This window comes from Paracoccus sp. MA, from assembly GCF_020990385.1.
In the GTDB taxonomy this organism is placed as follows: Bacteria; Pseudomonadota; Alphaproteobacteria; order Rhodobacterales; family Rhodobacteraceae; genus Paracoccus.
This window is the reverse complement of record NZ_CP087598.1, coordinates 1,897,252-1,921,615: the sequence shown is the minus strand read 5'-3', so window position 1 is coordinate 1,921,615 and position 24,364 is coordinate 1,897,252. Positions and strand designations below refer to the sequence as shown.

Here is a 24,364-nt window from a genome sequence, read left to right as displayed (position 1 = left end):
CCCTCGGGTCTCGGCGCCGCTGCTTCACATAGTGGCTGTCCTTACGCAGTTCAAACCTGCGTGACATGGTCCCGGTTCCCCGGAACCTGCGGCGCCGGCGAAATCCGTGCAATGTGGTTGACTTGGGCGGCGGGCCCGACTATCCAGCGGGCCTCGAATGACCGGCGCGTCTTGCGTGGGCCGATGGCCCATACCCTGGCACGCCCTGACCCGGAGTTGAAAGATGTCGAAACGCACCTACCAGCCGTCGAACCTGGTTCGCGCCCGCCGCCACGGCTTCCGCGCGCGCATGGCGACCAAGGGCGGCCGCCGCGTGCTCAACGCCCGCCGCGCCAAGGGCCGCAAGACCCTCAGCGCCTAAGCCCTGCGCCGCAGGGCGTGGGCTTGCCGTGATGGACAGCACCCCCGAAGCTGCCGCCTCTGACCGTTCCGTCGCTGACCCGACGCCGGACAGGGCGGCTTCTGCCGTTTCGGAGGCGGGTGCGGGGGGCGGGCTGGAAACCCTGCGCAAGCGGGCGGATTTCCTGCGTGCGGCTTCGGCCCGGCGGCAGGGCATGCCCGGATTTCTGCTGCAGGCCCGCCGGCGTCCCGAGGGCGAGGCGGGGCAGGCGATCCGGGTCGGCTTCACCTGTTCCAGGAAGATCGGCAATGCCGTGGTCCGCAACCGCGCCAAGCGCCGGCTGCGCGCCTTGGCGCGCGAGGTCATGCCGGCCGCCGCTCGGCCCGGCTGGGATTACGTGCTGGTCGGGCGGCCGGGCACCACGGTCAGCCGCGATTTCGCCGAGCTGCGCGCCGATCTTGCTGCCGCGCTGGCGCGGGTGCACGGGAAATGAGCCCGCTGGCGCATCTTCTGGCGCTGCCGGTGCGCGGCTATCGGCTGGTCGCCAGCCCTTGGGTCGGGCATGGCTGCCGCTTCCAGCCCACCTGCTCGGCCTATGCGCTCGAGGCGCTGGAGCGGCATGGCGCGGTCCGGGGCGGCTGGCTGGCGGCGCGGCGCATCTGCCGCTGCCATCCCTGGGGCGGGCATGGCCATGATCCGGTGCCGGGCTCGGAACAGCCGCGGGACTGACGTCGCGGTGCCTTTCATGCTAATCAGGGCGCGCAAGCGCCACGGGGACGAATGATGCGGGACGATATCGCCAGCGAGACCGGGACCTTCGACGCGGCAGAGGAGATCCACGCGCTGTTCCGCGGCGCGCCGGCCTCGACCGAGTTCCGCAAGCTGCGCAAGCGGCTGGTCCGCGAGACCCGCGCCGCCATCGAGACCTATGACATGATCCGCCCCGGCGACCGCTGGCTGGTCTGCCTGTCGGGCGGCAAGGACAGCTACACGCTGCTTGCCGTGCTGCACGAGCTGAAATGGCGCGGCCTGCTGCCGGTCGAACTGCTGGCCTGCAATCTCGACCAGGGCCAGCCGGGTTTCCCGGCGACCGTGCTGCCGGAATTCCTGACCGAGCGTCAGGTGCCGCATCGCATCGAATATCAGGACACCTATTCGATCGTGAAGGAGAAGGTGCCCGAGGGCCGGACCTATTGCGCCCTCTGCTCGCGCCTGCGTCGCGGCAACCTCTATCGCATCGCCCGCGAAGAGGGTTGCCAGGCGGTGGTCCTGGGCCATCACCGCGACGACATTCTGGAAACCTTCTTCATGAACCTGTTTCATGGCGGCAGGCTGGCCTCGATGCCGCCGAAGCTGCTGAACGAAGAGGGCGACCTGAACGTGCTGCGCCCCCTGGCCTTCGTGGCCGAGGCCGATTGCGACCGTTTCGCCCGGGCGATGAACTATCCGGTGATTCCCTGCGACCTTTGCGGCAGTCAGGAAGGGCTGCAGCGCATGCAGGTCAAGAAGCTGCTGGACGAATGGGAATCGCGTGCGCCCGGCCGGCGCCAGGTCATGTTCCGGGCGCTGATGAATGTGCGCCCCTCGCACCTGCCGGACCCGAAGCTGTTCGACTTCACGGCGCTGATGCCGGATGCCTCGGATTTTAGCGAAAAAGACGTGCCGATCCTGCGCGAACATTAACCGCGCGAAAAGCGTCGCGGGGCTAGGCTGCGATCCGGACAACAAGATTCGGATCTGGGAATGGCATACGGAATCGCGGCGGTTGCGGCACGGCTGGCAAGGCTGGTCAGGAACAGGGAGGCGGCGCGGGGCGGGGCACGGCTTGCGCTGGTGCTGCGGGTCGAGAATGTCGAGATGCTGCGCGCCAGCATCGGCCCGGCCATGCTGGAACAGATGCTGGACAGGCTGCTGCGGCGGCTGGTGGCGGATCTGCGCCTGCTGCCGCAGTCGCGCAGTCCCGGCTCGGCCGAGATTCAGGGCATGCTTGGCATTTTGCGCCAGCAGGCGGTGCCGGGACTGCTGGCGCGGCTCCAGACCATCTGCTCGGCCGGCGTGGATCTGCCCGACCTGCGCATCTGCCCGGTGGTGAATGCGGTGATCGTCAGCGACGAATCGGGCCGGCAGGATGCGGCGGCGCTTTATGCCCATGGCCGCGCGGCCTTGCAGGGGTGCAGCCCGTTTTCGGCCGCCGGACAGCTGCGTTTTGTCGAGATGCTTCCCCAAGCCGGGCCGGTGGCGCTGCCCGCGCTTGCGCCCGACCGGATCGGGCTGCTCTTCCAGCCGCAGATCTGCTGCGACACCGGCGCGGTGCTGGCGCTGCGGGTTCTGCCGCGAATCCGGATGGACGATCAGGACAGCTGCGATCTGGCCGAACTGCAGCCGCGCCTGGACGACGAAACCCTGGGGCTGGTCACCGCGCAGGTGCTGCGCCAGGCTTTTGCCGCCCTGCGAGTCTGGGACAGGATGGGGGCGCGGGTGCCGCTGCTGTCGTTGCCGCTGTCGGATCGCGCGCTGGCTGATCCGGCCACCGCCGACGCGATCCTGTGGGAGCTGGACCGCCAGGACCTGCCGCCCGAGCGGCTCGAGGTCGAGGTGACCGAGCCGGTCGGCCGCCACGGCGGCCGTCTGCCGGTCGGCGCCAGCCTCCAGCGCCTGGGCATCGCGGGCTGTGCGGTGGCCCTGGGCGAATTCGGCACCGGCAGCGCCGGGCTGGACGACCTGCGCCGCTTTGGCATGCGCCGGGTGCGGATCGGCCGCAACTTCATCGCCGGCTGCGACCGGCGCGCCGACCAGCAGCGCATGATCCTGGCCATTCTGGCCCTGGCCGAGCACCTGGGCCTGGCAACCCTGGCCGACGGCGTCGCGACTCAGGAAGAGCAGGCGTTTCTGGCGCAGATCGGCTTCAACGGCGTGCAGGGGCCAGCGGTGGCGCCGCCACTTGAGCCCGCGGCGGTCGATGACTTCCTGCTGGCGCACGGCCATTCCCTGCCCGCGCCCTTCGACCTGCGCCGCAAGGCGTGAATGGGCTTGCCGATTGCCTTGCGGCTCTCGGCCAGGGTCCTGACCCACAGCGCCCGCGGGGACGGCCGCTTGACCGGGGCAGGGTGCGATCATGGCCTGACCCCTGCGCCTGGCCCCTGCGCCGCGCCCGCCCGCTTCCGCGTCACCGGGTGCCGGCTTGCGAATGCGGGCGGACGGGCACCGCGCCCAAGCCCGCGCGGCGGCGGCTTGCAGGGCCCGGGCGGCCTTCTCCGGCATGGACCTCGGGGCTGCGTGCGGGCGGCAGCTGCCGGGCCCGCCCGTTGCCGGGCTGGCCGATGTCGCGGGGCCGAGGTGGCGGCGGCGCCGGTTTTCCGGCAAATTCCCTTGACCTTTGCCGGTCGCTTCTGTTGAAGCGGCCCGAACCCTCAGACTGGGGTGACGACGAAGGGCTGGTCCGGAATGCAAGACAACAACCGCAATCTCATCCTGGCGATGGTGCTTTCGGCCCTCGTCATGCTTGTCTGGTCGATTTTCTTCGCCCCCGAGCCGGTGCCCCCCGCCCAGGATACCACGCCGACCAGCACCCAGGGCGCCACCACGCCCGAAACCGGCTCGCCCGCGACGCCGGGCGCGGTGCCGCAGGGCGCGGCGCCGGAGCTTGAGGCGGCGACCGCGACCAGCGACGATCCTTCGGCCGGTGCCGGGCGGGTGCGGATCGACTCTCCCTCGCTGGCCGGCACGATCTCGCTGGCGGGCGGCCGCATCGACGACCTCGAGCTGACCGGCTATCGCGAGACGCTCGATCCGCAATCCCCCTCTGTTCGCCTGCTGTCGCCCACCGCGCAAACCACCGTGCAGGCCGAAGGCAGCCCGGTGGCTCCGGGCGGCGCGGCGCAGCTTGCGGTGCAGAAGCCCTATTACGCGGTCTATGGCTGGATGCCCGCCGCCGGCACCGATCCGGCGCTGGTTCCCGGCCCGGCCACGGTGTGGGAGGTCGAATCCGGCGCGACGCTCGCCCCCGGCCAGCCGGTGACGCTGCGCTGGGACAACGGCGCCGGCCAGATCTTCCGCCGCACCTACGAGCTTGACGACAAGTTCCTGTTCACCGTGACCCAGACGCTGGAGAATACCGGGACCGCGCCCTTCTCGGCCGCGCCCTACGGCATTCTGGCCCGGCACGGCAGGCCCGACACCCAGAACTTCTTCGTGCTGCACGAGGGCGCGGTCGGCATGACCGACGGCAAGCTTCTGGAAGAGAAATACAAGGACATGGCCAAGCTCGACCCCATGGCGGGCGAGGGGCCGGCCCAGCTGATCGAGGTGCAGGAAAACGGCTGGATCGGCTTTACCGACAAATACTGGATGACCACGCTGGCGCCTGCCCCCGGCCAGTCCTTCACCGCGGTGGTGAAATACGCCCCCGGCGCCGACATCTACCAGGCCGAGACGCGGATGCCGGTGCAGACCGTCGCCCCGGGCGCGACCGGGACCTCGTCCAGCTATCTCTTCGCCGGCGCCAAGGTCTGGGAGGTCATCAACGGCTATCAGGAAAATCCCGGCATCGACCGCTTCGTCGATTCCATCGACTGGGGCTGGTTCTATTTCCTGACCAAGCCGATCTTCCGCCTGCTGCACTGGCTGCACGGCATGATCGGCAACATGGGCTGGGCGATCATCGCGCTGACCTTCGTGCTGAAGCTGCTGGTCTTCCCGCTGGCGCGCAAATCCTACATCTCGATGGCCAAGATGAAGGAGCTGCAGCCCGAGATGGAGGCCATCAAGCAGCGCACCGGCGACGACCGGATGAAGTTCCAGAAAGAGGTGATGGAGCTCTACAAGCGCGAAAAGGTGAATCCCGCCGCGGGCTGTCTGCCGGTGCTGCTGCAGATCCCGATCTTCTTCGCGCTCTACAAGGTGATTTTCGTCACCATCGAGCTGCGGCACGCGCCCTGGATCGGCTGGATCCGCGACCTTGCCGCGCCGGACCCGTCCAGCCTGTGGAACCTGTTCGGCCTCTTGCCCTGGGCGGCGCCGGGCCAGGGCAGCTTCCTGCACAGCTTCACCCTGCCGGTTCTGGCGATCCTTCTGGGCATCTCGATGTGGATGCAGCAGAAGCTGAACCCGGCCCCCACCGATCCGGCGCAGAAGATGATCTTCGCCTGGATGCCCTGGGTGTTCATGTTCATGCTGGGGGGCTTCGCCTCGGGCCTGGTGCTTTACTGGATCACCAACAACACCATCACCATCATCCAGCAATACACGATCATGTCGATGCACGGCCACCGGCCCGACTTCTTCGGCAACATCCGCTCCAGCCTGCCCTCACGCGCCAAGACCGAGGCCAAGGCCGGCGAAAAGGGCGGGGACAAGGGCGGCAAATGACCGCCCGCATCGCCCGGATCCGCCGGCACCCGATCAAGGCGATCGGCGGCGAGGACCTGCGCCGCACCCGTCTGGCCGCGGCGCGGCGCCTGCCCGGCGACCGCATCTGGGCGCTGCTGACCGAGGGCGGCGAGCGTCATGTCGGGGCGGAGCCGCAACGCTGGCTGCCCAAGTCCTGCTTCCTGCGGGGCGCGGCCTCGGCCGGGCTGCAGGCGGTGCAGGGCGGCTGGGGCGAGGGCGCGGAGGAGGGGCGGATCCGCCTGACCCATCCCGGCCTGCCCGATCTGGACTTCGACCCCGAGACCGAGGGCGCGCGGCTGGTGGACTGGGTCCGCCCGCTCTGGTCCGAGGGGAAACCCGCGCCCACCCGCCTGGTGCGCGGGCCGACCGGCTGGACCGATGTCAACCAGCCCTGGGTCTCGATCCTGTCGCTGTCGAGCCTGGCGGATCTGGAATCCCGGCTGGGAATGGCTTTGGGCGTCGAACGCTGGCGCGGCAATCTCTGGCTGGAGGGCTGGGCGCCCTATGCCGAACGCGATCTGATCGGCCATGTCCTGACCGTGGGGGATGTCGAGCTGCGGGTGACCGAGGCCATCGGCCGCTGCCCGGCGACCAGCGCCGATCCCTCGACCGGCCGCATCGACATCGACATGCCCGAGGCGCTGGAGGCGCAGTTCGGCCATCGCGATTTCGGCATCTATGCCGAGGTGGTGAGTGGCGGCGAGATCGCGCTGGGTGACGAGGTGCGGGCATGAAGGTCGCCTTTCCCGTCGCCCCCGAGCCCGATCCCGACACCGCCGAGGCGGCACGCAAGCTGTTCGCCGGTCCGGTCGATTTCCTCAAGGGCGTGGTCGCCATGGATGGGCTGCCGCCCGCCGACCGGCCCGAGGTCTGCTTCGCCGGCCGCTCGAATGTTGGCAAGTCCAGCCTGATCAACGCCCTGACCGGCCGGAATGGGCTCGCACGCGCCTCGAATACCCCGGGCCGCACGCAGGAGATCAATTATTTCACCCTGGGCGAGCAGGCCTATCTGGTCGACCTGCCGGGCTATGGCTTCGCCAAGGCGCCGGTGGCGGTGGTGGCGAAATGGCAGGCGCTGCTGAAGAACTATCTCGCCGGCCGGCCGACGCTGCGCCGCGCCTTCACGCTGATCGATTCGCGCCATGGCGTGAAGGACGTCGATCACGAGATCATGAAGCTGCTCGACCGCTCTGCCGTGCCCTTCCAGGTGGTGCTGACCAAGGGCGACAAGATCGGCAGAGAGGCGATGGAGGCCACCGTCGCGCAGGTGCAGGAGGCGTTGCAGAAGCATCCCGCCGCCTATCCCGAGCTTGTGATCACAAGCTCGGACAAGGGCCAGGGCATCGCCACGCTGCGCGCCATCATCGCCGGTGTGGACTGATCGGCGCCCGCGTCCTAGGGTCGGGCGCGACGAACAGGGGCCTTCGATGAGAAAGCAGAAGATGAACCGTGACTGGATCGCCACCGCCCGCACTCTGTCCGAGGCCCTGCCTTACATGCAGCGCTATTCCGGCGCCGTGGTGGTGGTGAAGTTCGGCGGCAATGCCATGGGCGACGACGAGGCGATGGCCGAATTCGCCCGCGACATCGTGCTGATGAAGCAGGTCGGCATCCATCCGGTCGTCTGCCATGGCGGCGGCCCGATGATCAACGACCTGCTGGGCAAGCTGGGCATCGAAAGCCGTTTCGTGCGCGGCAAGCGCGTCACCACCCGCGAGACGGTCGAGGTGGTCGAGATGGTGCTGTCCGGCCTGGTCAACAAGCGGATCGTGCAGGCGATCAACGACGCCGGCGGCCGCGCGGTCGGCATTTCCGGCAAGGATGACGACCTGATGGTCTGCGAGCCGGACGACCCGGAGCTGGGCTTCGTCGGCCGCCCGGTCGAGATGAACGTGCAGATCATCCGCGACCTCTACAATGCCGGGCTGATCCCGGTCATCGCCCCGGTGGCCACGGGCATGGAGGATAACGAGACCTTCAACGTCAACGGCGACACCGCCGCCGGTGCAATCGCCGGCGCGCTCCGGGCCGACCGGCTGCTGCTGCTGACCGATGTCTCGGGCGTCAAGGACGCTTCGGGCGAGGTGGTGACGGCGATGCATCCCGACCAGGTGCGGGCGATGATCGCCGACGGCACCATCGCCGGCGGCATGATCCCCAAGACCGAGACGGCGCTGAAGGCGCTGGAGGAGGGCGTGCGCGCCGTGGTGATCCTGGACGGGCGGGTGCCGAATGCCTGCCTGCTGGAGCTGTTCACCGAACATGGCGCCGGCTCGCTGATCCGCTCGACCGAGCCGCGGGTCAAGCCGCGCGGGTTGCGCCAGGGCGACAGCGGGCTGTAGGACCCCGGGCGGGCGGGGGCGAAGACAGGGCTTGCCCGCGCGGCGGAAGCTGTGGCAGGCTCCTCGGACCCGCTGCCCAATCTTAACCGTATGGCCGAAAAGGCAATTCGATGACCCCTCTCGGACACTGCCGTCTGATCCTGACCCGTCATGCCAAATCGTCCTGGGACGATCCGGCGCAACCGGATCACGACCGCCCGCTGAACGCCCGCGGCCGCCGCTCGGCGCGCGAGCTGGGCGACTGGCTGGCCAGCCGGGGCTACGAGCCCGAGGAAGTGCTGTGCTCGACCGCCGAACGCACGCGCGAGACCTGGGCCGGCATCGCCATGGCGCCCCTGGAGGTGCGGCCGCATATCCGTTACGAGCCGGGCCTTTACCACGCCGCGCCGGAAAAGATGCTGGAGATCCTGCGCAGCGCCTCGGCGCCGACGGTGATGATGATCGGGCACAATCCCGGCATCGCCGAATTCGCCGCCATGCTGCCGGCGCGCGCCCCGCTGGACCCGGATTTCCGCCGCTATCCGACCGCGGCGACGCTGGTGGTCGATTTCCAGATCGACGACTGGTCCGAGCTGGGCCCGGCGCAGGGCAGCGTGCTGGACTTCGTGCGCATGGACGGGCGCGCCTAGGGCCTCGGCCCTATTCAGGCGGCCGTGCCGCCGCGCATTTGCGTCACCACGCGGGCGGCGAACAGCCGCTCGACATCCTCGCCCCGGCAGAGTTCGGTCGCCGGCGTCAGCACCGTGGCCGAGGCGGCGGCCGCCGCCAGCCCCAGCGCGTCGCAGACCGGCCAGCCGCGGGCATGGCCCAGCGTGAAGCCGGCCAGGAAACTGTCGCCTGCGCCGACCTTGCTGACCACCTGCACCCGCGCCGCCTCGGCATGCCAGATGCCCTTGTCGGTGGCGATGATGTTGCCGTCGCGGCCGCGTGCCACGATCACCCCATGCGCGGCGCCCGAGGCGACCAGGCTGGCCGCGAAATCGGCGGTGTCGGCGCGATAGGGCAGGGGCCGGCCGGCGAGTCCCTCGGCCTCCTCGTCGTCCATGCGCAGGATCTCGACCCTTCGGTCGCTGGCGGCGGCGACCTCGGCCAGCGCCTTGCCCGAGGTGTCGACAATCAGCCGTGCGCCGCTGCCGCGCAGCCGCTCGGCCAGCAGGGCGGCAAAGCCCGCCGGCACGCCCGGCGGGTTCGAGCCCGACAGCACCACCAGCGCGCCGGGCTCGGCGGCGCCGGCGGCGGCCTCCAGCGCGGCCTCGACATCGGCTTCGGACCATTCCGGGCCGGGCATGACGAAGCGGTATTGCTGGCGGATGGTGCGGTCGTCCACGGTCAGGGACTGCCGCGTCTCGCCCGGGGCGGGCAGGGTGACAAGCGGGACGCCGGTTTCCTCCAGCAGCCCGGCGATGCGCTGGCCGGTGGCGCCGCCAAGCGCGACCAGCGCGGTGCTGTCGCCGCCCATGGCGCGGATCGCCCGGCTGACATTGATGCCGCCGCCGCCCGGATCGAAACGCGGCGCCGCGCAGCGCAGCTTGATGTCGGGCACCACGCGTTCGGCGGCGGTGGTGACGTCAAGGGCGGGGTTCAGGGTGATGGTGAGGATCGGCGCCTGCTCCATCATTCCCACCACCGGTCTATGGCGGCGATATCGTCGTCGGACCAGCCGAAATGATGGGCGAATTCATGGACCACGACATGCGCGACTAGCGCGCCCAGCGTCACGTCCCCGCGCGAGGCCCATTCGTCCAGGATGGCGCGGCGGAACAGCCAGACCGTGTCGGGGAAATGCTGGGGCTCGCTGGCGGATTTCTCGGTCATCGGCACGCCGTCGTAAAGCCCGGTCAGTTCCAGCGGGTCGTCGATCTCCAGCTCGTCGAGGAATTCCTCGCTGGCGAAATCCTCGATGCGCAGCACGACCTGCGCGGCGGGTCCGGCGAATTCCGGCGGCAGCCCGGCGATGGCCTCGCGCGCCAGTTCCTCGATCATGGCCGCGTCGGGGGCCTCGGCGTCTTTCCAGTCAAGCATCGGCTAACCTCGTCTTTGGTCCCGATATGGACAAAAACCGCCGTTTGTGAAAGAGCGAAGCCGACAGGAGACACCCATGACCACCACCCGTTTCGCCCCTTCGCCCACCGGCCACATCCATGTCGGCAACCTGCGCACGGCGCTGATGAACTATCTGATCGCGCGCAAGGCGGGCGGTACGTTCATCCTGCGGCTGGACGATACCGACCGCGAGCGGTCGAAGCAGGAATATGCCGACGGCATCCAGCGCGACCTGGAATGGCTGGGTCTGCAATGGGACCGGATCGAGCGGCAGTCGGACCGCCTGGACCGCTATGCCGAGGCGGCGCAGGGCCTGCGCCAGGCCGGCCGGCTCTACGAGGTGTTCGAGACCCCGACTGAGCTGGACCTGAAGCGCAAGAAGCAGCTCAACATGGGCAAGCCGCCGGTCTATGACCGCGCCGGGCTGAAGCTTTCGGCCGAGGACAAGGACCGGCTGCGCGCCGAGGGCCGCGACGGCTACTGGCGCTTCCTGCTGGACCAGGAGCGGATCGAGTGGCCGGACGGCATCCTGGGCGAGATCTCCATCGATGCGGCCTCGGTCTCGGATCCGGTGCTGATCCGCGCCGACGGGCAGGTGCTTTACACCTTCGCGAGTTCGGTCGATGACGCAGAGATGGGCGTGACCCATATCGTGCGCGGCGCCGACCATGTGACCAATACCGCGACGCAGATCCAGATCATCCGCGCGCTGGGGTCCGAGCCGCCGGCCTTTGCCCATCACAGCCTGCTGACCGGCGCGCAGGGCGAGGAGCTGTCGAAGCGCCTCGGCACGCTGTCCATCAAGGACCTGCGCGAAAGCGGCGTGGCCCCCGAGGCGCTGCTGTCGCTGATGGCGCGGCTGGGCTCGTCGCAGCCGGTCGAGCTGAGGATGTCGCTGGACGAGCTGGCCGAAGGGTTCGAGCTGAGCCAGTTCGGCGCCTCGCCCACCAAGTTCGACGCCGAGGACCTCTGGCCGCTGACGCGCGAAGCCAACCAGGCGCGTCCCTTCGCCGAGGTCAGGGATCGCATCGCCGCGCTTGGCGTGCCGGACGAGCTGGCCGAGCGGTTCTGGCGCGTCGCCTCGCAGAACATGACCAGGCTGGACGATCTGGCCGGCTGGTGGGAGATCTTCTCGAACGGCGCCGAGCCGCAGGTCGATCCCGAGGATGCCGATTTCATCGCCGAGGCGATGAAGCTCTTGCCGCCGCCGCCCTATACCGACGCGACCTGGGGCGAGTTTACCAATGCGGTGAAGGCGGCGACCGGCCGCAAGGGCAAGGGCCTGTTCATGCCGCTGCGCAAGGCCCTGACCGGCCAGGCGCATGGCCCGGACATGTCGGAGGTGATGCCGCTGCTGCAGGTGGTGCGCGCGCGCGGCTGAAGCACGCCGGCGCATCGTCGCGAAAAGGCCGTCCCTGGGGCGGCCTTTGCCATTCCGGGACGGTCATGCGGCGCAAACCGTGGACCGGATTTGCATGTTTTGCCTGAACGCGGTTGCGGGCGGCGGAATCGCCACAGGCGAACCGGGTCAAAGCCCGCCAAGCCGCCCTGCAACCATGGCATGAGGAAATCCGACGCAGTTTCGCGGATTCATGGCCGGGCGGACGCAGGAACGCGCGTCCGCCCGGTCAGGTCTGAACAGAGGACCAAAGCACCGCTTACCAAGGTTAACAAACAACCGCTTACACAACGATGCCTGTATGCCCCGCCCGCGCGGAGAAGGGAATATATCCTTAAGTTAGGTATTATTTACTGACCTAATAATGGCAGCCTGTTGATTTCCCGAGCGGTGCAACCACAGGCTGCGGAAACCGCGTTTCGGCGGATTGCCGCCTGCCAAAGGTGACGCAACGTCAGCCCGTTTGGACGGATCAAGTCTGGCGCGCGAGGCAGAATTGATCAATTCCACCATGAGGCGAGCGACCCTGCCCCCCGTCCATGCCCTCCGTCCATGCGCCCGGTCCTCGGCGCCGTGCCGGGTCGGTGCGGAAGGCGCGGTGGCGGTGCGGCCTTGCCGCAATGCCGGGCCGCCGTGGTGCGGATTTCATTTGCCCGCCGCACCGGCAAAGACCCGGCGAATCCAGCCTTCGTCCTTGCTATGCGGGGCGAAATCCCATAGCTAGCGCGCTGAAACAGGCGGCGGCGCCGGACGGCAGGTCCGGGCGCCGATGGGGCCGCGCGGCCTCGACCCGCGCGATGGTTCGTGAATGAAGGAAGACAAATGCAGGTCAAGGAAACCCAGAACGAAGGGCTGAAGCGGGGCTATGAATTCACCCTGCCCGCGGCCGATCTGGCGGCGCAGGTGGATGCGAAGCTGAAAGAGGCCCAGCCCGAGATCGAGATGAAGGGCTTCCGCAAGGGCAAGGTGCCGATGGCGCTGCTGAAGAAGCAGTTCGGCCAGCGCGTCATGGGCGATGCCATGCAGGAGGCCATCGACAAGGCGCTGCGCGATCACCTGGAGAAATCCGGCGACCGCCCCGCCGTGCAGCCGAAGATCGAGATGGTCAACGGCGAGACCTGGAAAGAGGGCGACGATGTCGTCGTCACCGTGAATTACGAGGCCCTGCCGGCCATCCCCGAGGCCGACCTGTCGGGCGTCGAGCTTGAGCGGCTGGTGGTCGAGGCCAGCGAGGAGCAGGTGAACGAGGCGCTGGAGAACCTGGCCAAGAACGCCCAGTCATTCGAGGACCGCAAGAAGGGCAGCAAGGCCAAGGAAGGCGATCAGATCGTGATCGACTTCAAGGGCATGGTTGATGGCGAGGCCTTCGAGGGCGGCACCGCCGAGGACTATCCGCTGGTGCTGGGCTCGAAAAGCTTCATCCCGGGTTTCGAAGACCAGCTGGTCGGTGCCAAGGCCGGCGACGAGATCAAGGTCGAGGTGAAGTTCCCCGAGGATTACGGCCATCCGGCCCTGGCCGGCAAGGACGCCGTCTTCGAGACCACCGTCAAGGCGGTGAAGGCGCCGAAGCCCGCCGAGCTTGACGACGAGCTGGCGAAGAAATTCGGGGCCGAGAGCCTCGAGGCGCTAAAGGGCCAGATCCGCGAGCGGCTGGAGGCGGAATACAAGGGCGCCTCGCGTCAGGTGCTGAAGCGGGCGCTGCTGGACAAGCTGGACGCTCTGGTCCAGTTCGACCTGCCCGAATCGCTGGTCGAGGCCGAGGCGCATCAGATCGCGCACCAGCTTTGGCACGAGGATCACCCGGAAGAGCATGGCCATGACCATGGCGAGATCGAACCGACGGACGAGCACAAGAAGCTTGCCGAGCGCCGCGTCCGCCTGGGCCTGCTGCTGGCCGAGATCGGCCAGAAGGCCGAGATCACCGTCTCGGATCAGGAAATGACCCAGGCCGTGCTGCGCCAGGCCCGCCAGTTCCCGGGCCAGGAGCGCGCCTTCTTCGAGTTCATCCAGCAGAATCCGCAGGCCCAGCAGCAGCTGCGCGCGCCGATCTTCGAGGACAAGGTCGTGGACCATATCGTCGAGGGCGCCAAGGTTTCGGAAAAGCCGGTGACCAAGGAAGAGCTGGAAAAGGCCATCGAGGCGCTGGATCAAGCCTGATCCCTCGCTTTGACTGCCACGAGAAAGGCCGTCCCCTCGGGGGCGGCCTTTTGCTTTCAGGCCGGTGGCCTCAGGGAAGGTCCGCAAGGCTTCGCCCGCCGACGTGGCCGACGGACGAAGCTGCGGCGGCAAGGGCTCCGCGGACGGGCAAGCGGCACTGCCGGGGCATTCGAGTATTTGGAAAACGGAGAAATGACTGTCGGATCAGAGCCGATGCAGGCGCGGGTCGTGATCGGCGGGACCGCCGGGGTCGGGGCCTTCCATCGGGTCGTGCAGCAGCGGATCGTCGCGCAGGTCCGGCATATGCGTGCCATGGCGGTCATCGGCGCGGTCCTCGCGATGCGCGTCGCGGCGGGCGCGCGGCGTGCTGCGGGGCTGCGGCGCTGCCGGCTTGCGGTCGATGATCTCGCGCACGAGGGTGGCGGCATCGCCGAATTCCCGCATGATGGTTCCGGCCTGCCCCGCCACGGTGCGGAAACCGGTTAGGGCGGCGGTCAGCGCCTGCATGACGTTCTCGACCCCATGGGTCAGGCTGGCGGTATTCGCCTCGACCTCCTGCAGCAGGCCCTGGCGCGGCGCGCGACGGGCCGGGCGGGGCGGGCGGCCGGGCTTTGCCTCGGCGCTGCGTTCGGCGCGGCGGGCGGCGGGGGGCTCGCGCATGTCGCGCCCGGACGCGGCGTAGCGGGGGGGCAGCCTGTCCCGCGGGGCGGCCGGACGGCGGGGGTCCCCGTCCTTCTCCGAGACCAGGTCGATCAGATGCCGGGCGGCGATCACCGTGCCGGCGGTCAGCGCCGCCGCGACAAGGCCGGTGCCGCCCCAGACCAGCCATTTCGCGCCGCGCGAAGGATGGGGCCAGGGATGGCTGCCATCGGGGGAGACATCGCCATGCGGCGGGATGCGGCGCGATTCCATCGGCCCCGACTGGCGGCGATGACCCTCGGGCACCGGGCGCGGGCCGAAGCGGGTCTGGCTGGTCTCGTCGGCCTCGGTATGGGTGATGGGCGGCGGGTCGTCCTGGTGGCGCATTCCGGGAAATCCTCTGGCGGCAGGGTGCTTTGCGGTTCAACCCCGCAAGCCGGGGAATGTTCCGCAAGCCGCGCGCCGCGGGCAAGAGGCGTTGCCGTCCGGGCATGAAAAAACGCGCCGGATCGCGGCGCGTTTTTCCTGTTCCGGCGAAGGCGCGATCAGTTCGCGGCTTCGTCCTCGTCGCGGCCGGCCGAGCCGATGTCGTCGAAGAGCTCGGCGATCTCGAATTCCGCGGCGGCTTCCTCTTCGGCGGCCAGTTCCTGGATCGACTTGCCCGAAGCCTGCAGTTCGGCCTCTTCGGCCGAGCGGGCGACGTTCAGCTTGATGGTCACGTCGACTTCCGGGTGCAGGTGCACGCGGACCTCGTGCAGGCCCAGCTCCTTGATCGGGGCGGTCAGGACGACCTGACGGCGCTCGATCGCGAAGCCTTCGGCATTGGCGACATCCGCGGCGTCACGCGGGGTGACCGAGCCGTAGAGCGCGCCGGCATCCGAAGCCGAGCGGATGATGACGAAGGCCTGGCCGTCGAGCTTCGCGGCGATCTTCTCGGCCTCGGCGCGGCTCTCGTCGTTGCGGGCGGCGAGTTCGGCCTTGCGCTCTTCGAAGGCCTTGACGTTGGCGTCCGAGGCGCGCAGCGCCTTGCCCTGCGGCAAGAGGTAGTTGCGCGCGAAACCGTCCTTGACCTTCACGACCTCGCCCATCTGGCCCAGCTTGGCCACACGTTCCAGCAGGATGACTTGCATGATCGTCTCTCCTTACTTCACGGCATAGGGAAGCAGGGCGAGGAAACGGGCGCGCTTGATGGCGCGCGCGAGTTCACGCTGCTTCTTGGCCGAGACGGCGGTGATGCGCGAGGGCACGATCTTGCCGCGTTCGCTGATATAGCGTTGCAGCAGGCGCGTGTCCTTGTAGTCGATGGCGGGGGCGTTGTCGCCCGAGAAGGGGCAGACCTTGCGGCGGCGGAAGAAGGGTTTGTTGGCCATGATCCTGGTTCCTTTCCCTTAGTTCCGGTCGTCGCGGTCGCGCCGCTCGCGGCGCTCGCCGCGGTCGCCACGATCCCCGCGCTCGCGCTCGTCGCGCTTCTGCATCTGGACCGAGGGGCCGTCCTTGTGCTCGTCCACGCGGACGGTCAGCACGCGCATGACGTCGTCATGCAGGCGGGCAAGGCGCTCCATCTCCTGCACGGCGGCCGAGGGGGCGTCCGAACGCAGGAAGGCATAATGGCCCTTGCGGTTCTTGTTGATCTTGTAGGCGAGGGTGCGCACACCCCAGTATTCGTTGTCCACGACCTTGCCGCCATTGTCGGCGATCACGGTCGAGAAATGTTCGATCAGCCCTTCGGCCTGCGTGTTCGACAGGTCCTGACGGGCGATCAGCACATGCTCATAAAGCGGCATGTCTGCACCTTTTTTCGGGGCGCACTTCAACGGCGGGACAGCCCTTCCGCGCCCCGCCACGAGAGGCTGCGCCGGTTTCGCATTTGCGGAAGGATGCGGCCTTATAGCGGCCGTGCCGGGGAATGCAAGGGAAAACCCCGGGAAACCCCCGACAATCGCCGTAGGAAAACCCCCGACAATCGCCATGGCGGCGATACAGTTTCCGCGCTGCGGCGAAACACGAAAATGTCAGGAAACTTGTCGGAAACCCTTGTTGATGCTGGGGCATTTTCTGGCAGAACGCGCATGACCTTTTCATCGGGAGTTCAGCATGAAATCCATCCTCGCCCCTGTCGCCGCAATCACGCTGCTTGGCGCCACCGCTGCCGTGGCCGAGCCCGTGGTCTATGATTTCGACCCCTCGCACAGCCAGGTGGTTTTCGAATACAACCACATGGGCTTCTCGACCAGCACCGGCATCATCAACGGCGTGACCGGCACCCTGACCCTTGATGCCGAAAACCCGGCAAATTCCAGCGTCGAGGCGAGCATTCCGCTGTCCGGCCTGCGCACCGTCTCGGAAGAGCTGGACAAGCATCTGTTCGGCCCGGATTTCTTCAACACCGACGCGGCCCAGGCGGTCGCGACCTTCAAGTCCACCAAGGTCGAGCCCGATGGCGACAAGGAGGCGAGGGTCACCGGCGATCTGACCCTGAACGGGGTGACGAAACAGGTCGTGCTGGATGTCGACCTGAACCAGATCGCCGCCCATCCGATGACCGGCAAGGAAGCCGCGGGCTTCGACGCCGAGGCCGAGATCAAGCGTTCCGAGTTCAACCTGGGCAAGTTCGCTCCGGCGGTGGAGGACGAGGTCGAGATCAAGATCACCGTCGAGGCCGTCAAGGCCGGCTGAGCCGCCACGGGATCGCAAGCAAAAGGGGCCCGCCGGGCCCCTTTTTCCATTTTTCCAGCCGCTCGGGCCTACATCGGCGCGGGCAGCGGCGTTTCCTGGGTGCGCACCGGCAGGATCGGATGCTCGATCAGGGGTTGCTCGCCGGTGACGGCGCCGAGGAAGGCGACGATGTCGTCCACCTGCGCCTCGTTCAGCTCGGTGCCGAGCTGCGACGAGGACATGATCTGCACCGCCTCGCGCAGGTCCCAGACCACGCCCGAATGGAAATAGGGTGCGGTCAGCGCGACGTTGCGCAGCGGCGCGGCGCGGAACACGTATTCGTCGTCAACCGTATTGGTCACCTCGAACCGGCCGGTATCGCCGGCGGGCAGGATCTCGGCGCCCGGCTTGGCGACCAGGCCGAAGGGGTAGTAATCCTGACCGCCCAGGTTGATGCCGTAATGGCAGGCGGTGCAGCCGGTCTCCATGAAGGCCTGCAAGCCGCGCATCTGCTGCTCGCTCATCGCCGAATCGTCGCCGGCCAGGAAGCGGTCGAAGGGGCTGTTCGGTGTGATCAGCGTGGCCTCGAACTGCTCGATCGCGGCGGCGAAGTTGTCGAAGTTGACCGGATCGTTCTCGCCCGGGAAGGCATTCTGGAACGCCTCGACATATTCCGGCATCGAGGCGATGGTCTTGACCAGCTCGTCGGGGGTATTGCTCATCTCGACGCTGGCCTGGACCGGTCCCTTCGCCTGTTCGGCCAGGTCGGGCGCGCGGCCGTCCCAGAACTGCGCGGCGTTGAAGATCGCGTTCAGCATGGTGGGCGCGTTGCGCGGTCCCTTCTGCCAGCCGTGCCCGACCGAGGTCGGCAGGCCGTCCACGCCGCCCAGACCGACGTTATGGCAGGTCTGGCACGAGATCAGGCCCGAGCGCGACATGCGCGGATCGAAGAACAGGGCCTTGCCCAGCTCGATCTTTTCCGCCGTCAGGGCGACGCCTTCGGGATTGTCCTCGGTCTGCTTGATGGCTGTCAGCTTTTCCGGAATCGCCTCGAACACGCCCTTGGCTTCTTCGCGCAGGGCGCTGCTGTCGATGGCTGCGGTCTGCGCCATGGCCGGCAGAGCGGACAGGGCGAGACTCGTCGCTGTCAGCAGGGGGACGAGTTTCACGTTATGCCTCCTTCTTGGCTTGGTTCGGCGCGTGTGGGCAGACTTTGCACCCTGGCGGCACGCCGCGCTTTGATCTGGGTCAGATCGCGCCGAGGTTCCGCCTTGCCGGGCGTTGGCGCAACGGCTAATTGCATCAAATGCTTCCGGAAGACCGCCTTACCCAGATCGTCGAGCGTTTCGAATATCTCGAGGCGCGGCTGAATGCCGGCCCCGCAGCCGAGGAGATCGCCGCAATCAGCCGCGAATATGCCGAGCTGAAGCCGGTCGTGGCGCAGATCGCGGAATGGCGCGATGCCGCGGCCGGCATCCGGGAGGCCGAGGCCATGCTGGCCGATCCCGAGATGCGCGAGCTGGCCGAGGACGAGCTGGCCCGGCTGCGCGCCGCGCTGCCCGGTCTGGAACATGCGCTGCGCATCGCGCTGCTGCCGCGCGACGCCGCCGATGCCCGACCCGCGATCCTGGAGATCCGCCCCGGCACCGGCGGCGAGGAGGCGGCGCTGTTCGCCGGCGACCTGCTCGCCATGTATCGCCGCTTCGCCGAGGCGCAGGGCTGGCAGTTCCAGCTGCTGGAACTGGCCGAATCCGACCTCGGCGGCGTGCGCGAGGCCGTGGCCCGGATCGAGGGCGAGGGCGTGTTCGCCAAGCTGAAATACGAATCCGGCGTCCACCGGGTCCAGCGCGTCCCCGAGACGGAATCGGGCGGCCGCATCCACACCAGCGCCGCCACCGTCGCCGTGCTGCCCGAGGCCGAGGAGGTGGATATCGACATCCCCGCCGGCGACATCCGCATCGACACCATGCGTGCCAGCGGCGCCGGCGGCCAGCATGTCAACACCACCGATTCGGCGGTGCGCATCACCCATCTGCCGACCGGGATCGTGGTGACCAGCAGCGAGAAGTCCCAGCATCAGAACCGCGCCAATGCCATGGCGGTGCTGCGCGCCCGCCTCTATGACATGGAACGTTCGCGCGCCGATGCGGAACGCGCCGCCGACCGCAAGTCGCAGGTCGGTTCGGGCGACCGGTCCGAACGCATCCGCACCTACAATTTCCCCCAGGGCCGGATGACCGATCACCGCATCGGGCTGACGCTCTATGCGCTTGACCGCATCATGCAGGGCGACCTGGCCGAGATCGTCGATGCGCTGGCCGCCCATGACCAGGCGGCGCGGCTGGCCGCGCAGGGCGCGTGATTCCATGACCGGGGCCGAGGCGCTGCGGCAGGGTGCCGCCCGACTCGCCGCAGCCGGGGTTCCGGCGGCCGCCGATGATGCCCGGCTGCTGCTGGCCCATGCCCTCGAACTGCCGCGCCACCACCTGGCCGCCGCGCTGGCCGCGCCCCTGCCGCCCGAGGCGCTGCGACGTTTCGACGCAGCTCTTGCCGCGCGCGCCGCCCGTCAGCCGGTCAGCCAGATCCTCGGCCGCCGCGCCTTCTGGAAGCACGAGTTCCGCGTGACCCGCGACACGCTCGACCCACGACCCGAGACCGAGGCGCTGGTCGAGGCGGCGCTGGCCGAGCCCTTCGCCTCGGTGCTGGACCTCGGCACCGGCACCGGCGCGATCCTGATCTCGCTTCTGGCCGAGCGGCCGGGCGCGCGCGGGCTGGGCACCGACATCTCGCCTGCCGCCTTGGAGGTGGCGCAGGAAAATGCTGCCAAGCTTGGGGTCTGCGCGGATTTCCTGGAATCGGACTGGTTCGCCTCGGTCAGCGGAGAATTCGACCTGATCGTCTCGAATCCGCCCTATATCGCGCTGGACGAAATGGCGGATCTATCCCCCGAGGTCCGGGAATGGGAGCCGCGCAAGGCCCTGACCGACGAGGCGGACGGCCTTTCCGCCTATCGCGCCATTGCCGCCGGCGCGCCTGCGCATCTGTCGCCCGGCGGCCGCCTGCTGGTCGAGATCGGCCCGACCCAGGGCGCCGCCGTGGCCGCGCTGATGCGCGAGGCCGGGCTGACCGAAGCCCGCATCCTGCCCGATCTGGACGGGCGCGACCGGGTCGTGGCCGCCAGAAAGCCGCGCTGATCCGGCAAACTTCCGCGTTTTTCGCGGGATTCGACAAAATTTTCGCTTGTAAGCGACGCTGCGGCGTGTTTATTCGCAATTGTGACGGGGGCGCACCGCCCACGCACGGGTCAGTCACACTCAGATACCCAGCCTTTCACTGGTGACGCGGGAGCCGGAGCAAAACGCCGCACCTGCGCTGACGCCCGCCTTAGAATGACCCCAACCTCAGCCGGCCCTTGCCGGACATAAACTGACAACAAGCTGATGAGATCATCCAAATCCCGTTCGCGTAACAAGTCGAACCGACAGCGTTCGCTGGGCAATATCGTCAACCGCGTCTTCGATTCCTCGGGTCCCGAGGGCAAGGTGCGCGGCACGCCCCAGCAGATCATCGAGAAATACCTCACTCTCGCCCGCGACGCCCAGCTCTCCAACGACCGCGTGGCGGAGCAGAGCTTCCTTCAGCACGCAGAACACTACACCCGGATGCTGGGCGAGGCGCAGCGCGAGCAGGCCGAGCGCCAGAGCCAGCAGCACCAGAGCCGCGACGACGATTCCGAGACCGGCGGTCAGGCCGCTGCGGCCGAGAACGGCAACGGCCATAACGGCCACCGTCACCATCAGGATCGCCAGGACCGTCAGGATCGTCGCGACCAGGACCGCCAGGACCGGCGCGAGGAACGCCGCGACGACCGTCGCGACGAGCGCCAGCCCGCCCCCCGGGCGGAAGAGCGCCCCGCAGCGGCCCAGCCCGGCCTGCCCCCGGCGATCGCCTCGGACGAGGATGCCGCCGGCCCGGTCGAGACCCCGGAAACTGCCGCTGCGTCTGCCGATGTTCCGGCCGAGCCTGCCGCGGCCCCGGAAGAGCCCGCGGCAACCCCCGGAGAGCCCGCTGCGGCCGAACCGGCCCCGCGCCGTCGCAGCCGCAGCACGACCGCCGCGCCGCGCAGCCGCAAGAAGCCGGCCGAAGAGGGCGGCAAGACCGCGGCCGCGAAATCCTCGGGCCGGGGCGGCGCCAAGGCTGCCAAGAGCCAGCCGGAAGGCGCCTCGGGCGATTGAGTTCAGCGCGGCGCGGCGGCCAGGCCCCGCGCCAGCGCGCAGAACCGTTCCAGGCCGATCTCCTCGGCCCGAGCGGTGGGCGCGATGCCGGCTTCGACCAGCAGCTCCTCGATGCGCGGATGCAGCCCCTTCAGCGAGGCGCGCAGCATCTTGCGGCGCTGGTTGAATCCGGCCGCCACGACGCGATTCAGCACCGCCGGATCGGCCGGGAAGCGCGGCTCGGGCAGGGCGGTCAGCTGCACCACCGCCGAATGCACCTTGGGTGCCGGCACGAAGGCTTCGGGCGGCAGGGCCATGACGATCCGCGCCTCGGTCCGCCATTGCGCCAGCACCGCCAGTCGGCCATAGGCCTTGCCGCCCGGCCGGGCCACGATGCGCTCGGCCACCTCCTTCTGGAACATCAGCGTCAGCGACTGCCAGAAGGGCGGCCATGCCGGCGGCGTCAGCCAGCGGATCAGCAATTCGGTGCCGACGTTATAGGGCAGGTTCGCCACGATGCGGATCGGCGGCGACAGATGCGCCAGGGGATCGACCTCCAGCGCGTCGCCATGGATTACCTCCAGCCGGCCGGGATAGGCGGCGGCGATCTCGGCCAGGGCGGGCAGGGCGCGGGCATCCTTTTCGATTGCCAGAACATGGCGCGCGCCCTCGGCCAGCAGCCCGCGCGTCAGCCCGCCCGGCCCCGGCCCGACCTCGATCACGTCGCAGCCCGTCAGGTCGCCCGCAGCGCGCGCGATCTTGGCGGTCAGGTTCAGGTCCAGCAGGAAGTTCTGCCCCAGCTGCTTCTTCGCCCGCAGATCGTGCCGCGCGATCACCTCGCGCAGCGGCGGCAGCCCGTCGATGGCGCTCATCGCCGCGCCGCCATCTCATGCGCCATGCGCAGCGCCGCGATGACGCTCTGCGCATCGGCGATTCCCTGGCCGGCGATGTCGAAGGCAGTGCCGTGATCGGGCGAGGTGCGCACGAAGGGCAGGCCCAGCGTCACGTTCACCCCGCCGGCGAAATCCAGCGTCTTGATCGGGATCAGCGCCTGGTCGTGATAGGCGCACAGCGCCGCGTCGTATCGCGCCCGGGCCGCCGGATGGAACATGGTATCGGCCGGCAGCGGGCCGCGCAGGTCGAACCCTTCCCGGCGCAGCCGCTCGATCAGCGGGACCATCCAGCGCGCCTCCTCGTCGCCCATGACGCCGTTCTCGCCGGCATGGGGGTTCAGCCCGGCGATGGCCAGACGCGGCCGCGCCAGGCCGAAGTCGCGCCGCATCGCGGCATCGGTGATGCGGACGGCCTGCTCCAGCCGCAGGGGCGTCAGCGCCAGCGGCACTTCGGACAGCGGGATGTGGATGGTTACCGGCACCACCCGGCAGGGCGGCTCGACCGAGGTCGAGGCCAGCATCATCGCCACCGGCACGTCGCCGGCCAGATGCGCCAGATATTCGGTATGGCCGGGAAAGCCGAAACCGGCGCCGCGCTTCAGCGCCTCCTTGTTGATCGGCAGGGTGCAGATGCCGCCGGCGGCGCCGGACATGGCCAGATCCACGGCGCGGGCGATGACCTCGACGACCGCGGGGACATTGGCGGGATCGGGCCGGCCGGGCCGGGCCGGGGCCGGGAAATCATGCCGCAGCACCCCCAGCATGCCCGGCGGCACCGGCTCGCCCGGCGCCTCGACCTCGGCCCAAGCGGTGCCTTCCGGCAGATGCCGCGGATCGCCCAGAAACAGGAAGGGCACGCCCGAGGCCAGCGCCTTGGGGGCCAGCTCCGGCCCGACGCCCGCAGGCTCGCCGCAGGTCAGAATGATCGGCCGGGCTTCAGTCATTTTCTCTGTTTCCCAAATACCCTCGGGGGGTCCGGGGGGCGAAGCGCCCCCGGCCTCGACCGGGCTCACGGCCGGCGGATGATCGCATTGGCCCGCAACTCGGCCAGATAGTTTTCCGCCGCCTGGCCGACCTTGCGGTTGAAGATGACGTTGCGCACTTCCTCGCGGTCGGGCAGCGCGTCGGGCTCGGGCGCCGCGGCGCCCTCTTCCTCGGCGGTCACCGGCACCGCCGCCTCCTGCGCCCCCGCCGCCAGCAGCGCGGGCCGGCGCTTGCACAGCATCAACAGCTCGACCGCGCCGCCCTGATTGATGACGGTGGATTCGTTGTCGTCCAGCACCGCCAGGCGCAGGGCGTCGCCGGTCGGGATCTGGCCCTGCGGCAGGGTCTGGCGCTGGATCTGCTCGGGCGGCAGGCCGCGTGCATGGACGAACACATCGGCGCAGGTATCGGAAAGTGCCGCGATGCGGTTCGCCTCCTCGGCGCTCGCCAGGCGCAGGCGCAGGAAATCCAGAACCTGGTCTGTGGCGCCGGGGCGCAGCGTGCCGCGGGTGTCGCGCAGATAGAACAGCACCACCGCGCCCGGCACGCTCAGCGGCTGGCTGATCTGGCCCGGCTGCATCGACAGGATGATCTGCCGCAGCGAGGGCGGCAGGTTGGCCAGCGGCGTCCAGGGCAGGCGCCCGCCCTCGGGGGCCGAGGGCGTCGCGGAATGGCGCCGCGCCGCGGCGGCGAAATCCGCCTCCGAGCGCACGTTCTGCACCACCGATTCCGCAAGGTCCATGGCCTGCTCTTCCTGGCCGGACGGGGCGGGGATGATCAGTTCGGACAGGGCGACATGGGTGACGCGCGGCGTCTCCAGCGCGCGCTGCATCTCCTGTTCGATCTCGGCATCATCGACCTGGACCTGCGGCACGACGCGCTGGCGCACCACGTCGCGCCAGACCACGCCGGCGGCGACGAAATCGCGGAAGGCCTGGCGTTCGACCCCGGCCTGGCCGAGCGCGCGCACGAATTCCTCGACGCCCATATTGGCGCGGCCGGCGAATTCGGCGAGGCCGGCGTCGATCTGCTCGTCGCTGGCGGTGATGCCCAGCTGGCGGGCGGCAAAGATCCGCAGCCGGTCGTCGATCAGCGCCTGCTCGGCCGAGGCCCGGTCGGCGTCCGGCGCCCGCAGCAGCTGCATGAAGCGCATCCGCTGGTCCAGCTCGTAGCGGGTGATGGCCGAATCGTTGACATAGACCAGCGGCTGGAACGGATTGCCCTGCGCAAAGGCCGGGGAAACCCCGCTTGCCGCCAGCATCGCGGCCATGGCCGCCCCCAGAAGAATTCGCCGCATCAGCTCCCTCGCC

General features: G+C 68.9%; 26 protein-coding genes. 16 read left to right on the top strand and 10 right to left on the bottom strand.

Annotated features, from left to right (window positions below):
- The first annotated feature begins 223 nt into the window (after positions 1-223).
- The 10 genes from rpmH (at position 224) to LOS78_RS16525 (ending at position 8,699) form a co-directional block, all read left to right on the top strand.
- The gene (gene rpmH / locus LOS78_RS16570; protein WP_028714353.1) at positions 224-361 is read left to right on the top strand and encodes a 50S ribosomal protein L34; all 138 of its coding nucleotides are present in this window, start codon (positions 224-226) and stop codon (positions 359-361) included.
- A gap of 31 nt (positions 362-392) precedes the next feature.
- A complete protein-coding gene (gene rnpA / locus LOS78_RS16565; RefSeq protein ID WP_036698437.1) occupies positions 393-833 on the top strand; it encodes a ribonuclease P protein component in 441 nt (146 codons plus the stop codon).
- On the top strand, positions 830-1,069 hold the full coding sequence (yidD, locus tag LOS78_RS16560) for a membrane protein insertion efficiency factor YidD (protein ID WP_230377530.1): 240 nt from the start codon (positions 830-832) through the stop codon (positions 1,067-1,069). Before rnpA ends, yidD begins: the two co-directional genes overlap by 4 nt.
- A gap of 54 nt (positions 1,070-1,123) precedes the next feature.
- Complete coding sequence (gene ttcA / locus LOS78_RS16555) at positions 1,124-2,023, top strand: tRNA 2-thiocytidine(32) synthetase TtcA (RefSeq protein ID WP_230378537.1); 900 nt, start codon at positions 1,124-1,126, stop codon at positions 2,021-2,023.
- Between the two features lie 60 nt (positions 2,024-2,083).
- A complete protein-coding gene (locus LOS78_RS16550; RefSeq protein ID WP_230377529.1) occupies positions 2,084-3,364 on the top strand; it encodes an EAL domain-containing protein in 1,281 nt (426 codons plus the stop codon).
- A 420-nt stretch (positions 3,365-3,784) separates the two neighbouring features.
- Positions 3,785-5,707 (top strand): membrane protein insertase YidC, encoded by a 1,923-nt coding sequence (gene yidC / locus LOS78_RS16545; RefSeq protein WP_230377528.1) that lies wholly within the window; start codon positions 3,785-3,787, stop codon positions 5,705-5,707.
- Positions 5,704-6,462 (top strand): MOSC domain-containing protein, encoded by a 759-nt coding sequence (locus LOS78_RS16540; protein WP_230377527.1) that lies wholly within the window; start codon positions 5,704-5,706, stop codon positions 6,460-6,462. Before yidC ends, LOS78_RS16540 begins: the two co-directional genes overlap by 4 nt.
- Positions 6,459-7,109, top strand: coding sequence for a ribosome biogenesis GTP-binding protein YihA/YsxC (gene yihA, locus LOS78_RS16535; protein WP_230377526.1), 651 nt, complete (start codon positions 6,459-6,461; stop codon positions 7,107-7,109). The genes LOS78_RS16540 and yihA overlap by 4 nt, the downstream gene beginning before the upstream one ends.
- Positions 7,110-7,170: 61 nt before the next feature.
- Positions 7,171-8,070: an acetylglutamate kinase gene (gene argB / locus LOS78_RS16530; protein WP_028714345.1), complete on the top strand. Its 900-nt coding sequence runs from the start codon at positions 7,171-7,173 to the stop codon at positions 8,068-8,070.
- A gap of 110 nt (positions 8,071-8,180) precedes the next feature.
- A complete protein-coding gene (locus LOS78_RS16525) occupies positions 8,181-8,699 on the top strand; it encodes a histidine phosphatase family protein (RefSeq protein WP_028714344.1) in 519 nt (172 codons plus the stop codon).
- A gap of 14 nt (positions 8,700-8,713) precedes the next feature.
- Here LOS78_RS16525 and LOS78_RS16520 read toward each other — a convergent pair whose 3' ends face one another.
- Positions 8,714-9,685: a 1-phosphofructokinase family hexose kinase gene (locus LOS78_RS16520; protein WP_230378536.1), complete on the bottom strand. Its 972-nt coding sequence runs from the start codon at positions 9,683-9,685 to the stop codon at positions 8,714-8,716.
- Positions 9,685-10,092: a metallopeptidase family protein gene (locus LOS78_RS16515; RefSeq protein WP_230377525.1), complete on the bottom strand. Its 408-nt coding sequence runs from the start codon at positions 10,090-10,092 to the stop codon at positions 9,685-9,687. The genes LOS78_RS16520 and LOS78_RS16515 overlap by 1 nt, the downstream gene beginning before the upstream one ends.
- 76 nt (positions 10,093-10,168) lie before the next feature.
- Here LOS78_RS16515 and gltX point away from each other — a divergent pair, with 76 nt between their 5' ends.
- Entirely contained in the window at positions 10,169-11,494 is a 1,326-nt protein-coding gene (gene gltX, locus LOS78_RS16510) for a glutamate--tRNA ligase (protein WP_230377524.1), read from the top strand.
- 840 nt (positions 11,495-12,334) lie between these two features.
- The gene (gene tig, locus LOS78_RS16505; RefSeq protein WP_028714340.1) at positions 12,335-13,669 is read left to right on the top strand and encodes a trigger factor; all 1,335 of its coding nucleotides are present in this window, start codon (positions 12,335-12,337) and stop codon (positions 13,667-13,669) included.
- A gap of 204 nt (positions 13,670-13,873) precedes the next feature.
- On the opposite strand, the gene LOS78_RS16500 is transcribed toward tig, so the two are convergent.
- The 4 genes from LOS78_RS16500 to rpsF all read right to left on the bottom strand — a co-directional run bounded on the left by LOS78_RS16500 (position 13,874) and on the right by rpsF (position 16,092).
- Positions 13,874-14,695 (bottom strand): hypothetical protein, encoded by an 822-nt coding sequence (locus tag LOS78_RS16500; RefSeq protein WP_230378549.1) that lies wholly within the window; start codon positions 14,693-14,695, stop codon positions 13,874-13,876.
- A gap of 158 nt (positions 14,696-14,853) precedes the next feature.
- Positions 14,854-15,438 (bottom strand): 50S ribosomal protein L9, encoded by a 585-nt coding sequence (gene rplI / locus LOS78_RS16495; RefSeq protein ID WP_028714338.1) that lies wholly within the window; start codon positions 15,436-15,438, stop codon positions 14,854-14,856.
- Positions 15,439-15,450: 12 nt separating this feature from the next.
- Positions 15,451-15,678, bottom strand: coding sequence for a 30S ribosomal protein S18 (gene rpsR / locus LOS78_RS16490; protein ID WP_011747229.1), 228 nt, complete (start codon positions 15,676-15,678; stop codon positions 15,451-15,453).
- Between the two features lie 18 nt (positions 15,679-15,696).
- On the bottom strand, positions 15,697-16,092 hold the full coding sequence (gene rpsF / locus LOS78_RS16485) for a 30S ribosomal protein S6 (RefSeq protein ID WP_028714337.1): 396 nt from the start codon (positions 16,090-16,092) through the stop codon (positions 15,697-15,699).
- 310 nt (positions 16,093-16,402) lie between these two features.
- On the opposite strand from rpsF, the gene LOS78_RS16480 reads away from it, so the two are divergent.
- Entirely contained in the window at positions 16,403-16,984 is a 582-nt protein-coding gene (locus LOS78_RS16480; protein ID WP_230377523.1) for a YceI family protein, read from the top strand.
- Between the two features lie 68 nt (positions 16,985-17,052).
- Here LOS78_RS16480 and LOS78_RS16475 read toward each other — a convergent pair whose 3' ends face one another.
- Positions 17,053-18,132, bottom strand: coding sequence for a cytochrome-c peroxidase (locus tag LOS78_RS16475; RefSeq protein WP_028714335.1), 1,080 nt, complete (start codon positions 18,130-18,132; stop codon positions 17,053-17,055).
- Positions 18,133-18,269: 137 nt separating this feature from the next.
- Here LOS78_RS16475 and prfA point away from each other — a divergent pair, with 137 nt between their 5' ends.
- The 3 genes from prfA (at position 18,270) to LOS78_RS16460 (ending at position 21,198) form a co-directional block, all read left to right on the top strand.
- Positions 18,270-19,325 (top strand): peptide chain release factor 1, encoded by a 1,056-nt coding sequence (prfA, locus tag LOS78_RS16470; RefSeq protein ID WP_230377522.1) that lies wholly within the window; start codon positions 18,270-18,272, stop codon positions 19,323-19,325.
- Between the two features lie 4 nt (positions 19,326-19,329).
- Positions 19,330-20,157, top strand: a complete 828-nt coding sequence (gene prmC / locus LOS78_RS16465) for a peptide chain release factor N(5)-glutamine methyltransferase (RefSeq protein WP_230377521.1) — start codon at positions 19,330-19,332, stop codon at positions 20,155-20,157.
- A gap of 246 nt (positions 20,158-20,403) precedes the next feature.
- A complete protein-coding gene (locus LOS78_RS16460) occupies positions 20,404-21,198 on the top strand; it encodes a DUF4167 domain-containing protein (RefSeq protein WP_230377520.1) in 795 nt (264 codons plus the stop codon).
- Positions 21,199-21,200: 2 nt separating this feature from the next.
- On the opposite strand, the gene rsmA is transcribed toward LOS78_RS16460, so the two are convergent.
- The 3 genes from rsmA to LOS78_RS16445 form a co-directional block, all read right to left on the bottom strand.
- Complete coding sequence (gene rsmA / locus LOS78_RS16455; RefSeq protein ID WP_230377519.1) at positions 21,201-22,049, bottom strand: 16S rRNA (adenine(1518)-N(6)/adenine(1519)-N(6))-dimethyltransferase RsmA; 849 nt, start codon at positions 22,047-22,049, stop codon at positions 21,201-21,203.
- Entirely contained in the window at positions 22,046-23,014 is a 969-nt protein-coding gene (gene pdxA / locus LOS78_RS16450) for a 4-hydroxythreonine-4-phosphate dehydrogenase PdxA (RefSeq protein WP_230377518.1), read from the bottom strand. Before pdxA ends, rsmA begins: the two co-directional genes overlap by 4 nt.
- Positions 23,015-23,079: 65 nt before the next feature.
- Entirely contained in the window at positions 23,080-24,351 is a 1,272-nt protein-coding gene (locus LOS78_RS16445; protein ID WP_230377517.1) for a peptidylprolyl isomerase, read from the bottom strand.
- Between the last annotated feature and the right edge of the window lie 13 nt (positions 24,352-24,364).